Source organism: Chryseobacterium sp. (assembly GCF_041914225.1).
Lineage (GTDB): Bacteria > Bacteroidota > Bacteroidia > Flavobacteriales > Weeksellaceae > Chryseobacterium.
This window is the reverse complement of record NZ_JAYSDT010000003.1, coordinates 89,062-105,639: the sequence shown is the minus strand read 5'-3', so window position 1 is coordinate 105,639 and position 16,578 is coordinate 89,062. Positions and strand designations below refer to the sequence as shown.

The following is a 16,578-nucleotide window of genomic DNA, read 5'->3' as shown; positions in this document are numbered from 1 at the left end:
AATGAACACTACAGAAGAATTTTATGAAATTATTGCCTCTGCCATCGCTATAAAAAAAGAACTGGTAGATGAAAAACTAACGTATCAGGAAATCCCGGAATGGGATTCCATGTCCCATCTTCTGATCGTAGAAGCGCTTGAACAGTTTTATCAGATAAAGTTTGATTTTAACGATATTCTTGAGATGGGAACCGTCGGCAAGATTCGTGAAAAAATGAAAAAATACGATGTATTCGTAGAAAATTAAGCCTATGAAAATTTTAGAAAATGTAATTGCCAATAAGAACCTGGCGTTCACAGATGCTTCCACCGGTACAACAATACCGGTGGGAACACTGTACCGTACTTTAGGCTTAAACCCGGTAGAAAAAGGGCTGATCTTTTTATACAATGATAATCAGCTGCCAAGTATTGAGGCGCTCCTCAATTTTTACGGAACAGCGCTCACCATTGCGTTATTTGGACAGAAACTGCATGAGGAATTCAAAGAGCGTATTGAGGCAGAATACCGCCCGAAATACATCTTTGATCCGCAAAGGGAAAAAATTGAAGGATACAGCCTGAAAGAATTCTCAGACAACATCAGCATCTTTGCAAAGGATGATTATAAGAGTGAAGTTACCATTCATCCTGACATCAAAATCCTTCTAAGTACTTCGGGAACGACAGGTGTACCGAAGCTGGTTAAATTATCTGATGAAAGTCTTTACCAGAACGCTTTGAGTATCCTTCAGTATATGCCGATTCTGGAAACGGATGTAGTTCCTTTAAACGTTCCGATCAACTTTGTATACGGATTCTCTATTTTCACCACCAACTGCATGCGTGCCGGAAGAATTGTCTGCACGGATAAAGACATTATGCAGAAAGCATTCTGGGACGAAATGGAGGAGTACGGCTACAGCACTTTAGGCGGAGTTCCCTTTCTCTATGAAAACCTGAACAGAATAGGATTCTTCAGGAAAGATTCTCCAAACCTGAGGTATTTTACCCATACCGGAGGCGTAATCAATGCTGAATTGAGAAAGACTATTTTCTCTTACTGCCATGAATTTAAAAAAGATTTCTTTGCACAATACGGGCAGACCGAAGCAGGTGGAAGAATGGCTTATCTTACTACAGAAGGATTGCTGGAAGGAGAAACCTCAATCGGAACGCCTGTACATAACGGAAGTTTCAGAATTGATCCTGAAACCGATGAGCTTCTCTTTTCACATGTCAGTATTTTTGGTGGTTATGCTAATAAACTGGAAGATCTGACGACGTATGAGCAGCCTTCCGTACTGCATACCGGAGATACCGCGAGAAAAGATGAAAACGGAATGTATTATATCACAGGAAGGATAAAACGTATCATGAAGCTTTTCGGAATACGCCTGAATCTGGATGAGGTAGAATTCATTCTTAAAAATGAAATGCAGGGCAATACCTTCGTATGCCTGAATGCCAATGATAAAAAAATCGTTGTGCTGTATGACAATCCGGATATTGATCCTCTGGTCATCACCGAAACCATTAAAAATAAGCTGCGTATCAACCCTCAATATGTACGCACAGAACGTATAGACACATTCCCATTATCACAAAACGGTAAAATAAACTATCCCCTGTTACAAAAATTACAGCATGAAAACATCTAAAACCCTTATATTACTTCTTGGTCTTGCTTTATCTTCCAACCCGCTTTCTGCACAACAGGGCGACAGGATTCATGGCAAAATCATGCTGTCTGAAAAAGCACCGGTAAAAAACGCTGTTTTAAGGCTTATCAACACGTCTTATCAGGCAAAAACCAATAATTCAGGAGAATATTACTTTGAAAATGTGCCACCTGGAGAATATACGCTTCAGGTGGTTTTAAATGACATCGAACTGATGAGGGAGCCCATCCATATTCAGAAAGATGTCTATGAGATTCCTGCGATCTACGCCCCGTTACACAATAATGTGATTGAGGGAATTACCGTATATGCAGTGAGCAGAAATAAATTTTTGGATAAGGACAGCACTTCAGTGGCCAAAATGCTTTTGAAAGCTCTTGAAAATCCACAGGCTTATACAAGCATCAACCAGCAGATCATGAAAGAACAGCTTACTTACGATATTTCGGAAGTATTGAAAAACGTTCCGGGTATGGTAAAAATGCAGGGAAGCCCGGGAAGAGGTTCGGGAGACGGAAGTTTCTACTACAGCCTCAGAGGTTTTCCTACCAAAGTATCCATGGTAGATGGTCTGCCGGCTAATACCAATGGTGAGATAGATCCCGCCGACATTGAACGTCTGGAAGTGATCAAAGGCCCATCCGGAACATTGTATGGAGGTGCGGTAACTTCGTTTGGAGGTTTGATTAATGCTGTAACCAAAAAAACGAAAGACTATTTCGGAGGAGAAGCGTCTTATCTGATGGGAAGCTATAATCTGAACCGTGTCACAGCTGATGTTTACGGACCTATTACAGAATCCAGAAATATGTTATTCCGTTTGAATGCAGCGTATCAGTATCAGAATGGATTCAGGGATTCAGAATTCAGAAAGTCTTTCTTTGTAGCTCCTACCATAAGCTATGAAGTAAATGACAGATTGAAGTTCAATTTAGGAGCTCAGATCTATAATTATGAAGGAACCAATACACCGATTATTTTCCTTCCGAGAACAAGAGCCTATTTTGCCCATAATCCTGATGAACTTGGCTTCGACTGGAAAAAGTCTTATTCTAATAATGATATTACTTTAAAAGCGCCTTCGATCAATGTAAAAGCTGAAGCGAATTACAAAATTTCAGATCATTGGACTTCACAGACTTTGATTTCAAGAAACTTCAGAAAGACAGAAGGTTTATACCAATATCAGTTTATCAGGGGAAATACAAGTGATGCCATGCTGGAACGTAATGTGCAGTGGCAGAACTCAGAAGCTTCTTCTACAAGTATTCAGCAGAATTTCACCGGAGAATTTAATATTGGAAAAATTAAAAACAAAGTGTTGATCGGGTTAGATTATTTAAACCAATCTATCAATAACAATCATTCCCCGATCGTGGTATATGATAACATTAACGGACAAACTTTAGCAGGATATGCCAACATCACCAGAGATCTTGTGCTGCAGAAAATTCAGACTTCAACAGCGCCTTTGGTAAGAAATAACTCTTCATCCAACCTTTATGGTGCTTATATTTCAAATGTCACCTATATTACAGACCGTTTGATCACGCTTTTAAGCTTACGTATGGATCACTATGAAAGTAAAGGACAGCTGAACCTGAATACCAATATCCGTACGGGAGATTTTAATCAGACTGCATGGTCTCCAAAAGCAGGAATTGTATATCAAATCCTAAAAGACCAGTTATCTGCCTATGGTAACTATATGAATGGTTTCAGCTATACGGCACCTGTTGCACAACAGCTTCCGGACATTAGCGGAGATATGAAACCTCAGATGGCCAACCAGTGGGAAGTAGGATTGAAAGGAAACCTTTGGAGAAACAAGGTTAATTTTACCGTTTCATATTACGACATCCTTGTCGACAATATACAGAGAGGAACCGGAGTGATCCGTGACGGAAAAGAATACAATATTGTTGTTCAGGACGGAAAGCAAAGAAGCAAAGGAATTGAAATAGAAACCATCATGAATCCTGTTCAGGGATTAAATATCATGGCCGGATATGCCTACAATCACAGCAGATATGAAAAAGCTGATCCTGCTGTAGACGGGCGCCGTCCGGAATCTGCAGGTCCTGCGAATGTATTCAATTCATGGATCAGTTATATCCTTCCGATCAAAGGACTTCAGGGATTAGGAGTAGGTTTCGGGGTAAACCGTGTTGGAAAGCAGATTACCGGAAATAAAGTGGTTACCGGACAATTTGCATTTCCTGCCTACACTTTAATGAATGCTTCTATTTCCCTTGAAAAAGAAAGATACAGACTAGGATTTAAAATGAATAACCTGGGCAATGTACAGTATTTTGCAGGGCAGGGAGTGATAGTCGCGCAGATGCCTCGTAATTTCGTTGCTGAGGTAAGCTTTAAATTTTAAGGATGAAATTAAAGTTGAGAAAAATTGCCTATCAGCTACATCTATGGCTCGGACTCACGTCCGGGCTTATCGTTGTTATTATGGCAGCTACCGGATGTATCCTTTCTTTTGAAGAAGAATTAAAACATATTGTTCACCCCAACAGATATTTTGTTGAAAATATCGGACAAAAAAGGCTTTCACTATCTGAACTTACGAAAAAAGCAGAAAAAGCTCTTCCCGAAGGGTTGAAGGTCAAAAGGGTAATAATTCCTTCCGATCCTGCGCAAACCTATATATTCCGAACCCTTAAAATGGACAACCAAGCATGGACCTATTGGGGAACTTATATCTATTATTATCGAATCTACGTAGATCCTTATACCGGAAAAGTACAGGAAGTAGAAGATGCCAAAAAGGATTTTTTTGAAATTGTACTGGATCTTCACAGAAGGCTTTTGCTGGGTGAGAAAATAGGAAAAACAATTACCGGTTATTCCACACTGGTGTTGGCGATCATTCTTTTTTCAGGGCTAGTGATATGGTATCCCCGTAAAATGAGTAAAAGCATGCTGAAAGGAATGTTTTTCATTAAAATATCCGCCAACTGGAAAAGAATCAATTATGATCTTCATAATGTGCTGGGATTTTATTCCGTGATTCCTTTGCTTATTATTTCTTATTCCGCTTTGATATGGAGTTTTGAGGATGCAGACAAATGGATAAAGAATGCATTAAATGGAAACTCTCCCACAGAAAAGAAAGTCAAAAGCATCATTCCTTCCGAAGAATTTTCAAACCGGGAACATATTCTCAATCTGGTTGGAAATACCATGGAAAAAGGATTGAAAGACAAAAGATCTGCGCTTATCAATTTTCCAAGATCAGAAGAAGGTACTTATTATGCTGAGCTTACCTATGACGGAAGACAATACAGAAACGAACAGTTTAATTTTGATCAGTATTCAGGAAGTATTGTAAAATCTCAATCATATAAAAACCAAAACATCGGGTACGGAACCGCTTTAAGAGAAAGAAACTATGATCTTCACACCGGAAGTATTTTGGGATTAATAGGCAGAATATTTTATTTTCTGACAGCTGTTATCGCAACTTCGCTTCCCATCACCGGTTTTATTATTTATTTAAACAGAAAAAAGAAGAAACCGAAGCATCAGAAAAACAAAATAGTTTATCCTTCTCATCATTAATAAAAGCCTCTGGGAAGGGGCTTTTACTTTTTTAAACCACAAAGTCACAAAAGATTTATTTTATCCGTTTAAATAAGTTTAAAATAATACCGCAGAACAGTTTATATAAGATGAAAATCAAAGATTTTAAAAACTTAGGTGTACTTTATTATGTATGAATTTTAGCTTAAAAAACTTAAGTGTTTAAAAACTTTTGTGACTTTGTGGTTAAATTTAAAAGGTTAAAACGTCATATTATCCAGTATCAATTTTATCAAAGATAAAATCCTTGCGCCTTAAAACAAGTTCTCTTCATCTCAATTGCGCCTTTGCGTTTTCCAACCAAGAAATATGCAATTGATTATAAATCAACCAATCAATCCCTTCACGTTTTTTGAAAACATCTCAATTCCCTTATTCATCTCTTCAACATTCAAATCTCCAAACCCCAAACGCATTGCCGTAAGATCTTTATTCTGATACAACAATGTTTTAGGAATAAAAAGATTGTCTTTTGCACAATTCCTGCTCAGCTGCATCAGATTCAGCGGAATATTCCATTCCAGCCATATGGCAAGCCCTCCGGAAGGTTTTTCAAAAGAGATAAACTCACCAAGATTTTCTTCCAGCAATCCGGAAAAATAATCACGCCTTTCCTGATAGACTTTTAAAGATTTCTTCAGATAACGGTTGATTTCACCTTCTGCGATCATTTCTCCAAGTGCTCTTTCCATCAGAATATCGCCCTGACGGTCTATAATTCCCAGGTATTTACGCATTTCTGTCATCAGGTTTTCCGGAGCCACAATAAACCCTGTTCTGAATCCGGGAGCCAGGGATTTCCCAAAAGAACCGATGTAGATCACCATTCCGTTGGTATCAGCGCTGGCTAAGGGAAGAATCGGACTTTTATCATAATGAAATTCATAATCATAATCGTCTTCCAGGATAATAAATCCGTATTCATTGGCCAGTTCCAGCAACTCGAAACGTCTTTGAGCACTCAAGGCAACCGTAGTAGGATAGTGGTGATGCGGAGTGAGATAAAGCATCCGTATTTTCTGCTTTTTACAGGCTTCACGGACACTTTCCACTATAATTCCTTCTTCATCAATGGGAATCGAAACAATGTCAACACCGGCTTTCATAAAGATCATATTGACTGAAAAGTAGCTCAAAGCGCCCACCAATACAGTGTCACCGGCAGAAAGAAGAATCTCGGAAACAATATAAATACTCATTTCCGTACTTCGGGTAATAAGAAGGTTATTCTTGGAAATAGGAAGTCCGCGGGAAAGATTCAGATATTGGGATAAATGTTCTTTAAAAAATTCACTTCCGTCATGATTGTAATGTCCAAAAGCTTTCTGATTGGACTTACGTTTCAAAATAGAGCTGTAAAACCGGGAATGCTGTCCGATTTGCGTTAAACGGATATCCGGAACGCCATCATTAAAGACATATTCACAATCCGAATGTTCAAAAGGATTATCTAAAATATTGGATGTTTTGAATGAAAAACCAGTCTTTATTGGATAATTCTGAAGGTTATTTTGCTCAAAATCGTTCACTTTCACTGGTTTTTCCTGATCTTTTCCAATCACAAAAGTTCCTTTGTTCGGAAAACTCTCTGTCCAGCCCTGCGCCGACAGTTCATCATAAACCGCAACCGCTGTATTTCTATGGATTTCCAGCATTTCGCTGAAGGTTCTTGTCCCGGGAAGTTTCGTCCCAAAAGGTAAAAAGCCTCTTTGAATCGCATTGATCAATTGATTCGCGATCTGTAAATAGATAGACGTTTCTGATTTTCTGTCAATCTTTATAAAACTTTCATAGGGAATTCTAACCGGACTATCCATAATATCAAAACTGGCACCACGTAACCATCCGGCAATATACTACTTTTGACATCAAAATAAAAATCTATGGAATTTCATCATCTGTTAAAAAGAATAGTACAGGACGGAAGTACCCATGCCAAATGGCTCAATACACTTTCTTTCATGGAAAATGCCGGTGCCAGAAAAATATCAAAATGTGAACATCCAACTCTGGTTTCTCAAATCCAGCTGAAACATGCTGCTGAAGAGCACCGCCACGCTTATTACCTGAAAAAACAGATCGGGAAAATAGATCCTGAGTTATGCAAAACCTACGAAAGCACAGAACTTCTGGCTCCTATAGCAACAAGCCAATATCTTCACTCACTGGATATAAAAGCCTGCCGCTACCTTCAGAAAGCTTTTAATCTTGATAAAACAGATATTAAATATGCTGCCTATCTTTTTGTAACCTATGCGATTGAGGTCCGGGCAGATGAACTTTACCCTGTCTATCAACAGGTACTTACTGAAGCTTCTTCTAAAATCATGGTAAAATCTATTATCCTTGAAGAAGAAGGACATCTGGAAGAAATGATTCATCAGCTGAATGAATTTTTGCCAGACTGGAAACACCATGCAGACCATATTCTGACCATAGAAAAAGAATTGCATAAAGAGTGGATGAATGCGATTACAGAAGAAGTAGCCCGGTTACATTATGCTTAGCAATACTTCCCGTTTTCAGGAATCCCTAGACAAAAGGAAAGCTGAAGGAACATTAAGGCAGTTAAGGCTTCAATCTGATGGAATTGATTTTTATTCCAATGATTATCTGGGATTTGCGCGAAACAAACAGCTTCAAAATATCCTGCTGGAGAAAATTGTGGAAAATCCTCAATTGCTTTCCGGAAGTACAGGTTCAAGGTTAATTAGCGGGAACAGCGATATTGCAGTTTCCGTGGAAAATTATATTGCTCAGAAACATCATTTTGAATCAGCATTACTTTTCCCGTCAGGATATAATGCGAATCTGGCTTTGTTTTCTACGCTTCCCAACCGCCATGATACAGTGATTGTAGATGAACAGATTCATCGGTCGGTACATGATGCATGTCAACTTTCGAATGTTAAAAAACTGAAGTTCAAACACAATGATCCTGAAGACCTTGAAAATATTTTAAAAAGACAGGAAGGACATTGTTATATCGCTATCGAAAGCCTGTATTCGATGGAAGGAGATTTTGCTCCTCTTAAGGAAATTACAGCGATTACAAAACGGTATAAAGCCTCTTTAATTGTTGATGAAGCCCACGCTTTCGGAGTTTTTGGATATGGATTGATTGAAAAGTATCAATTACAACATCAGGTTTCAGCAGCAGTTATCACTTACGGAAAAGCTCTTGGAAGCCATGGCGCAGCAATTCTTTGTAATGAAACGGTGAAATCTTATCTGATCAATTTTGCAAGTCCGTTCATTTACACAACATCAGCACAGGATTTCCAATGGATAAGCATAAAAACCGGATATGAATTTTTAGATCAAAGCCATGATCAGGCGATAAAACTTCAGGACAATATCAGAATTTTCCGAAGCCAAAATCTCCAATCACCATCAGCAGGAACAAGTCCGGTCCAGGCTATTATCATCCCCGATAATCAAAAACTTAAAGCAGTGCAGAATACTTTATCAGAGGAAGGTTTTTTAACCTATGCCATATACAGCCCAACGGTAAAAGAAGGAAGTGAACGGCTGAGGATATGTCTTCACAGCTTTAATACAGAAGAAGAAATTATGAAACTGACAGGAATTATTAAAGAATTTATGTAAAGTATAATTTTTAAACCCCGCAACACGAATCACGAATCCAAATCAAAACATGAAACTATTTATAACAGGAATAGGAACCGAAATAGGAAAAACAGTATGCTCAGCCGTTTTGGTTCAGCATTTTAAAGCAGAATACTGGAAACCTATACAATCAGGAGATCTGCATTATACCGATAGCCATAAAATTGAAGCATGGACAGACACTAACGTTTGCCATCCGGAAACTTACCGGTTACAGCTGGCTGCATCACCACATCAATCAGCAAGAGAAGAAAATATTACGATCAGCCTGAACGATTTTCGACTTCCAAAAACAGCAAACCCACTGATTGTAGAAGGGGCCGGAGGTCTTATGGTGCCGATTTCAGACACAACATTCATGATCGATCTGATTGAGGAATTAAACCTCCCGGCAGCATTGGTCGTAAGAAACTATCTGGGCTGCATCAATCACAGCTTGCTTTCAATCTTAGCTTTACAGCAGAGAGAAATACCGTTGGAATATCTAATTCTTAACGGAGATTTCCCCGAAGATACAGAAAGAGTGATCTGCAGCTTTATTGAAAAAGAAACAAAAATTATAAAGATTCCCGAAATCACCATCACTGATAAGGAGTCTATACAACATGCTGCAAAACAGTTAACAATACAAAATTAGGATAATGGATACAAAAACAACATTGAGAAACAACTGGACGAAAGAAGAGATTGAGGAAATTTATCATTTACCTCTGATGGAACTTATTTATAAAGCCGCCACCGTACACCGGGAATGGCATGATCCTTCAGAAGTGCAAATCTCTACTTTATTATCCATCAAAACTGGCGGATGTCCTGAAGACTGCTCCTACTGCGGGCAGGCTGCCCGTTATCATACCAATATCAAAGTACAGGCTTTATTACCTACAGAAACCGTAATTGCCCATGCACAAAAAGCAAAAGATTCCGGATCTTCAAGGTTCTGTATGGCGGCAGCGTGGCGTGAAGTTCGTAATAACCGTGATTTTGACAGGGTAATTGACATGGTAAAAGGGGTAAACGAACTTGGCCTGGAAGTTTGCTGCACATTAGGTATGCTTACAGAAGAACAGGCGGTAAGGCTTCAGGAAGCAGGACTGTATGCCTACAATCACAATCTTGATACCTCTGAGCAGTATTATGAAGAAATCATTTCTACCAGAACTTTTGATAACAGAATCAATACGATCAACAATGTAAGAAAAGCAGGAATCACAGTATGCTCCGGAGGAATTATCGGGCTTGGTGAAACCCACAGAGACAGGATTTCAATGCTTCTGACATTGGCCACAATGCCAAAACATCCGGAATCCGTTCCCATCAATGCATTGGCAAGGGTAGAAGGAACACCATTGGCTGATAATGAAAAAGTAGACACCTGGGAAATGGTAAGAATGATCGCTACCGCAAGAATTGTAATGCCATCTTCTATGGTAAGACTAAGTGCCGGACGTATAGAAATGTCTGAAACAGAACAGGCATGGTGCTTTATGGCAGGTGCCAATTCTATTTTCACAGGAGAAAGAGAAACATTACTGGTAACACCTAATCCTGGAGTTTCTGAAGATATGCAGATGCTGCAGACCTTAGGCCTGAAACCTATGATGAAAAAAGAAACATGCTGCTAGACAATTATGAACGATAAAAATAATGAGAGATGAGCTGGATTATTAGTATTATGATTTTTATCGCAGCATTGATATCTGATTTCATCAGTACTAGTATTAGTTTTTAACGCTAAAGTTCGCAAAGAAAAGATTTTTAATTCTGAAAATATTTCGTTTGCAAGGGCATTCTATTTAGCAAAGCAGAATATTTCTTATTATTGAGTGAAACACCTTTGCGAGCTTAAAACAACAGCATATATAATAAAAGCCTGGCGATCATAGCGTTAAAATTTAAAAACCACATTCTTCTTTACCACTTTTTAGATCAATATATGAATACAGCAACAAAAGAAATCAGTCTGCAGGAGAGAGATAAAGCGGTCAACTGGCACCCTTACACACAGATGAAAACCGCTGATGATGCCATTCCCATTGTAAAAGGAAAAGGAATTTATCTATATGATACCGAAGGAAAAAAATATATGGATGTGGTTTCTTCATGGTGGGTAACACTGCATGGACATTCTCATCCTTATATCTCACAACGTGTATTTGAACAGTTAAATACACTGGAACAGGTTATTTTTGCAGGCTTCACTCATGAACCTGCGGTACAGCTTTCAGAAAATTTACTGAAACTTCTTCCATCCGGCCAGGAAAAAGTTTTTTATTCTGATAACGGATCTACAGCGGTAGAAGTAGCCTTAAAAATGTGTATTCAATATGCATATAATAAAGGTCAAAAGAAAACAAAGATTTTAGCTTTTAAAAATGCCTATCACGGAGACACCTTCGGAGCGATGTCTGTAAGTGGAAAAAGCTTCTGGACAAGACCTTTTGAAAGCATGCTTTTTGAAGTCGTTTTTATTGATACACCCAATGCTGAAAGCCTTGAAAGCCTACGATCACAGATTAAAGAACTGGCTGATGAAATAGCATGTTTTATTTATGAACCACTAGTTCAGGGTGCAGCCGGAATGCTGATTTATAAAGCTGAAGACCTAAGCCAGTTGATGAAATTCTGCAGAGAAGAAGGTATTCTTATGATTCAGGATGAAGTTTTTACCGGATTTGGAAGAACAGGGAAACTTTTTGCAGCAGATTATCTTACGGAAAAACCGGATATCATGTGCTTTTCAAAAGGGCTTACCGGCGGAACCATGCCTATGGGAATTACTACCTGTTCTAATGACATCTACAAGGCATTTCTTTCTGAAGACCGGTATAAAACCTTATTCCACGGGCATTCGTTTACAGCTAATCCTTTAGCCTGTGCAGCGGCTCTTGCCAGTATGGAACTACTATTGACAAATGAAACTCAAATGAATATCAACCGCATCACTCATCAACATTCAGAGTTTGTGAAGGCACTTGCTTTACATCCTCGTGTGGAAAAAGTTCGCCAGATCGGAACTATTTTAGCCTTCGATTTTAAAACCGGGAATGGGACTTCTTATTTCAATGAAATAGGGAAGAAGCTTTACAATGAATTCTTACGGAGAGGGGTTATCATGAGGCCGTTGGGAAATGTAATCTATCTGGTCCCACCATATTGCATCACCTTTGGAGAACTGGATTTTGTCTATCAGAATATTATGGAAGTTCTGGATCAGTTTGAAGACTGAACGATCCCTTCCGGTAATAATTATTTTTAATTTTTTTAACCTTATAGGTTTTGGAAACCTATAAGGTTTTTAAGGTTATATTCAGCGTTTTACTTTTGCAATAACACCTGATTTTTTAGCTTTTTAAATATTTTTACTTCTTAATAAGCTTTTTTGTCAGGAGCATTCCATTTTCAAAAATAGTTTTTGCAAAATAAACTCCTTTAGAAAGCTCAGAAACATCAGAATTATTTTCTTTTACAGTCTTCAATAATTTCCCTTCAAAAGAATAGATCTCTATTTTATTAATTTTTTCTTTTGCCTGGTAAATTAAATGATGTTCTACAGGGCTAGCAAAAGTAATTTCAGTATTATTTTTTACAGTTGCCTTTGTTGATAATGTGGCTGTGCCGTTCATAAGATAATTTACAATGTTTAATGTCTCTCCATCTGTACTCACAATGATATTATCATCAAAAACCTTTATTGAATTAATACTATGATAAATTAAATCAGGATCATTTTCTATATATTCTCCAAAGACGGGATCAATAGCTCCATTTTGATTAAGTTTAGAAATATAATAATAAGTGTAGCCACTATTATTGAGTTCAGCAAAGCCCGCAATATAATAAGAACCATTTTTTTCATAGATATCACGAAATTCAAGACCAACAATACCATTATAATTGAATGTGGTATCTGGTGTGCCATCTGCATTAAGCCTCCCTAAAACAGGTGGAGTCTGCCACGATAAATCATTTCTTGCATACACAATTTTATCAGCAGAATCTACTTTTACAATACTGGGTTCTCCACTAAACGAAACTTCTCCGTTGTTACCAAAACCAGTCATAGGTTGTCCGTCAACAGTGTATTTTTTTATTGTACCATTTCCAAAAAAAAGAAGATTAAGTTGGTTATCTAAAATGATATAAGGAAGATATGAACTCTGAAAAGGATTCTGTTGATAAGTCAATATTTCTCCATTATTCCCAAAGCTATTATCTAATGTACCATCAGAATTTAATCTCAAAGTATGAGTTTTCGAATCAGTTTGACCAAAAGAATCCATACTAATTCCTGAAACAAGAATTTTATTTCCCTGCTATATAAGATTAGTTAATTCAAAAGAAACGGATAAATTGGCTAATACTTTTATTCCTCCATTTCCAAATGAAGAGTCCAATTGTCCATTCGAAAGTAACCGAACTACATCCAGATAATATGCATTGCTCGTAGAATCGTATCGTTTGAGTAGTAGAGTTAATTTATCATCTGTATGTCTTATAAATCCAACAAGAGAACCGTCATTGTAATTCAATGCAATTTTACCATTTGTGCCAAAAGTCAAATCTAAAGAACCACTGTAAGTTGTCGCTTTAGAAATAATTAATTGGTTGGTACTGGTATTATAGGATTTATAAAATACTGAATTTGTCGTTGCCGTTAATTCTCCCGCATACGTGCTTCCCGTTCCTAAATATGAGCTTCCTGCCGGAAGGGTGTAAATACCGTTTGAAGCAAACGCAGGATCTTTGGAAATAATTTGTGCAAAAGAAGCTTGTGCTGCGAGAGTAAGCACAAATAATAATTGTTTTTTCATTGTTTGGTTTTTTAAATTTTCGAGGTTATAATATAACCCGCAAGCCTGAAATTTTTAGGTTGTGGGTTCAAATGTATGGTAAAATTTTAGAAAGTAAACAGTCATTTCGTCTTTTTTCATAAACATCTAAACGAAAATTTATGATAAGGTTCTTCATATTTTCTTACTACAAAAAGAATTATAATTATTTATCAACAACTTTATTTATGATATTAATTTTTTTATGTTAATTTAATAAAAGTATTGCTTTGTATTTAATAATATTCATATTTTTATCACAAACTAACAATTACAACTCGTGATTATTTGGATTTTCACAATATCATACTTTTAAGTATGGAGAATCCGGAAAAGAAGAAAGGCTTTCAGCTATGAAATGGAATAGAAACGGTTCCACTGTACTGCAAAATCTGAAGGCAAAGAACAAGTAACGAAGATCAACACATGATCTTGTTGAGCATCGTTACATTATTGCAACATTACCTTACCGTCAAAATATCTGGCACTCCTATACAGAATAGGGAGTCGAAGAATTGATGGCTAAAAGTAAAATTGATAAATCACCCTATAATATTAATATTTAAACTATGAAAACAAACAAAATGTGGCTACTGGCCTTTCTGTTAATCATTCTTTCCAGCTGCTCTACGATGGAAGAAAAAAAATTACTGGATGAACCTGAAACCAATCTGAACGCCAGCGCAAGGGCATTTGCAGCAACACCCATGCTGCATGTCGGAGGCAGATATCTTCAAGATCCCTGCGGCAATAAGGTACTCTTACATGGTGTTGCCATAACACCCAGCCCCTGGTTTAACGGATGTCAGTATGGTGCCAATTCAGGCTACTGTACCTGGGACAATTACAATGTTCAGGGAGCTCTGAACTACAACAAGGCTGTCATGACCAAACTCAGCAACGCTGCTGATGGCTGGTATCTCAATTACATCCGACTACATATTGATCCGTATTGGACCAATGATCCGGGACCGGCCATCCCTGAGAACGATATCTCAAGATTCAATTATAACCGCCTGGTTACTTATACGGATCAGGTGATTATTCCACTGATCAACCATGCCCGCAGCCTGGGAATGTATGTTATCCTGCGTCCGCCGGGCGTATGTCCAAACCGTATTGCCGTAAACGATGCCTACCATAGCTATCTTAAAACTGTATGGACCTTTTTGTCACAGCATCCTGGCTTAAAGAATGCCGACAACGTAATGTTCGAATTAGCTAATGAACCCGTTGAAATCCTCGGAACAAATGGCACATGGGGCTCTACAGGAAACGAGCACTTTGCAGCACTTAAAAACTTCTTCCAGCCTTTAGTGAATATTATCCGTAACAACGGAGCCAATAATGTTTGCTGGATACCAGGTACGGGATGGCAATCGCATTATCAGGGCTATGTTAATAACCAGATCACAGGAGGGAATATTGGCTATGCTGTTCATATCTACCCGGGTTACTGGGGTGGTGTCACCAACTATCAATCCTTTCAAAATGCATGGAATATCAACGTTAAACCAATCGCAGACATTGCACCTATCGCCATTACAGAAACCGACTGGGCACCTCAGGGGTATGGTACCTTCGGTGTTGCTACAACCGGTACGGCAGGCGGAAGCGGATTTGGCGCAAACTTAAAATATATTGTGGATCAGTCGGGCAATGTGAGCTGGAACCTCCTTGCCCCTGATGATCTGCTTCACAAAGGAGATCCTAATGCAGGAACAGCCTTCAATAATGACTGGGAGGCATGTGCTGCCCCAACCAAACAGTGGTTTCAGCAATATGCATCCTCCAATTATCCTGTTGGAAACTGTAACACAACCAGCAGCCTGGTCAATAATGGTATTTACGAGATTGAATTTCAAACCGACGCCAACAAAGTACTTGATTTAAAGTCAGGTGAGGATGCCAATGGCGCAGTGCTGAGACCATGGACAAGGAATGGTGCCAACGCGCAGCGATGGGTTGCTATTGATGCCGGAAATGGATACTGGCGTTTTGTATCCAAAGCGAGTGCATCTAACCGTTGTATTGACCTGACAAGTAACAGCAACACACTGGGAACCTCAATCCGGCTTTGGCAGAACTATAGCAATGATGCGCAGGCATGGCAGGTAGTTGCGGTCTCCAATGGTTATTACAAAATTCTGTCGAAGGTTGATGCTACCCGTGGCTGGGATATTCCAAGCTGTACCATGGACGGCAATTCTAACTTACAGCTTTGGGATTATTATGGTACATCCTGCCAACTGTTCAAGTTCAAATTTATAGCAATGAACTAAACATCTCAGAAAGAGGTAATAAATGTGACTTTATTTTCTAAAATTTTTATATTATTTCGCGGTAAGTAGTCCTTACCGCGATTTTTTTTAAACAAAAAACTAAAACTTCACTACATAAGAAATTCATTTCGGAATCTTGTCATTGTTCCTGATAGTATGCCTTTGAACTGTAAATCATATATAAACTTACAATTGAATTAGCTGTTTTATGTCAATCCGTCTCCCCATGAATGAAGTTCAGAAAGAATTGGCCCCAGCTTTTGACCTTTTTCTGTCAGTTTATAATAAACTTCCGGTGGAAAATTATACACTTCAGTGCGTTCAATAATAAGATCTTTTTCCAGCTGTTTCAACTGTTCCGCAAGTACTTTCTTGGAAACTCTGGGCATATTCCGCCAAAGCTCCACAAAACGTACCCGATCTTCCTCAAAGAGGTTTTGCAGAATTAACGGTTTCCATTTACCTGAAAGGACATCCAGACTTCGTCTTAATCCACAGTTTTTAAATTCTTCAAAATTCATAAGTCAGTTGAATATTTATGGTTAACCTTTTGGTAACCTTCGATTGTTTTACCGTGAT

General features: G+C 38.3%; 14 protein-coding genes. 10 read left to right on the top strand and 4 right to left on the bottom strand.

Features of this window, described 5'->3' with window-relative positions:
* Position 1: 1 nt before the first annotated feature.
* From ACE3RB_RS02390 to ACE3RB_RS02375, 4 genes are read left to right on the top strand one after another with little or no spacing between them, the layout of a single operon-like run.
* Positions 2 to 247, top strand: a complete 246-nt coding sequence (locus ACE3RB_RS02390; RefSeq protein WP_002979498.1) for an acyl carrier protein — start codon at positions 2 to 4, stop codon at positions 245 to 247.
* A 4-nt stretch (positions 248 to 251) separates the two neighbouring features.
* A complete protein-coding gene (locus ACE3RB_RS02385) occupies positions 252 to 1,640 on the top strand; it encodes an AMP-binding protein (RefSeq protein ID WP_374462722.1) in 1,389 nt (462 codons plus the stop codon).
* A complete protein-coding gene (locus ACE3RB_RS02380; protein ID WP_374462721.1) occupies positions 1,627 to 4,044 on the top strand; it encodes a TonB-dependent siderophore receptor in 2,418 nt (805 codons plus the stop codon). Before ACE3RB_RS02385 ends, ACE3RB_RS02380 begins: the two co-directional genes overlap by 14 nt.
* A 2-nt stretch (positions 4,045 to 4,046) precedes the next feature.
* Positions 4,047 to 5,234, top strand: coding sequence for a PepSY-associated TM helix domain-containing protein (locus ACE3RB_RS02375; RefSeq protein ID WP_374462720.1), 1,188 nt, complete (start codon positions 4,047 to 4,049; stop codon positions 5,232 to 5,234).
* 347 nt (positions 5,235 to 5,581) lie between these two features.
* Here ACE3RB_RS02375 and ACE3RB_RS02370 read toward each other — a convergent pair whose 3' ends face one another.
* Positions 5,582 to 7,072 carry a PLP-dependent aminotransferase family protein gene (locus ACE3RB_RS02370; protein ID WP_374462719.1) on the bottom strand — a complete coding sequence of 497 codons (1,491 nt, stop codon included), beginning with the start codon at positions 7,070 to 7,072 and terminating at the stop codon, positions 5,582 to 5,584.
* Between the two features lie 66 nt (positions 7,073 to 7,138).
* Between ACE3RB_RS02370 and ACE3RB_RS02365 the strand changes: the two genes are divergently transcribed.
* The 5 genes from ACE3RB_RS02365 (at position 7,139) to bioA (ending at position 12,114) form a co-directional block, all read left to right on the top strand.
* Positions 7,139 to 7,762: a hypothetical protein gene (locus tag ACE3RB_RS02365; RefSeq protein WP_374462718.1), complete on the top strand. Its 624-nt coding sequence runs from the start codon at positions 7,139 to 7,141 to the stop codon at positions 7,760 to 7,762.
* On the top strand, positions 7,755 to 8,864 hold the full coding sequence (locus ACE3RB_RS02360; protein WP_374462717.1) for an aminotransferase class I/II-fold pyridoxal phosphate-dependent enzyme: 1,110 nt from the start codon (positions 7,755 to 7,757) through the stop codon (positions 8,862 to 8,864). Before ACE3RB_RS02365 ends, ACE3RB_RS02360 begins: the two co-directional genes overlap by 8 nt.
* Positions 8,865 to 8,913: 49 nt before the next feature.
* Positions 8,914 to 9,522 (top strand): dethiobiotin synthase, encoded by a 609-nt coding sequence (gene bioD / locus ACE3RB_RS02355; RefSeq protein ID WP_374462716.1) that lies wholly within the window; start codon positions 8,914 to 8,916, stop codon positions 9,520 to 9,522.
* Between the two features lie 4 nt (positions 9,523 to 9,526).
* Positions 9,527 to 10,510, top strand: coding sequence for a biotin synthase BioB (gene bioB / locus ACE3RB_RS02350; RefSeq protein WP_374462715.1), 984 nt, complete (start codon positions 9,527 to 9,529; stop codon positions 10,508 to 10,510).
* A gap of 311 nt (positions 10,511 to 10,821) precedes the next feature.
* Positions 10,822 to 12,114, top strand: a complete 1,293-nt coding sequence (bioA, locus tag ACE3RB_RS02345) for an adenosylmethionine--8-amino-7-oxononanoate transaminase (protein ID WP_374462714.1) — start codon at positions 10,822 to 10,824, stop codon at positions 12,112 to 12,114.
* A gap of 133 nt (positions 12,115 to 12,247) precedes the next feature.
* Here the strand turns inward: bioA and ACE3RB_RS02340 are convergent, their stop codons facing one another.
* Both ACE3RB_RS02340 and ACE3RB_RS02335 read right to left on the bottom strand, forming a co-directional pair.
* Entirely contained in the window at positions 12,248 to 13,189 is a 942-nt protein-coding gene (locus tag ACE3RB_RS02340; RefSeq protein ID WP_374462811.1) for a T9SS type A sorting domain-containing protein, read from the bottom strand.
* A gap of 12 nt (positions 13,190 to 13,201) precedes the next feature.
* Entirely contained in the window at positions 13,202 to 13,699 is a 498-nt protein-coding gene (locus tag ACE3RB_RS02335; protein ID WP_374462713.1) for a hypothetical protein, read from the bottom strand.
* A 587-nt stretch (positions 13,700 to 14,286) separates the two neighbouring features.
* On the opposite strand from ACE3RB_RS02335, the gene ACE3RB_RS02330 reads away from it, so the two are divergent.
* Positions 14,287 to 15,999, top strand: coding sequence for an RICIN domain-containing protein (locus ACE3RB_RS02330; RefSeq protein ID WP_374462712.1), 1,713 nt, complete (start codon positions 14,287 to 14,289; stop codon positions 15,997 to 15,999).
* Between the two features lie 206 nt (positions 16,000 to 16,205).
* Here the strand turns inward: ACE3RB_RS02330 and ACE3RB_RS02325 are convergent, their stop codons facing one another.
* Positions 16,206 to 16,520: a winged helix-turn-helix transcriptional regulator gene (locus ACE3RB_RS02325; RefSeq protein WP_374462711.1), complete on the bottom strand. Its 315-nt coding sequence runs from the start codon at positions 16,518 to 16,520 to the stop codon at positions 16,206 to 16,208.
* Between the last annotated feature and the right edge of the window lie 58 nt (positions 16,521 to 16,578).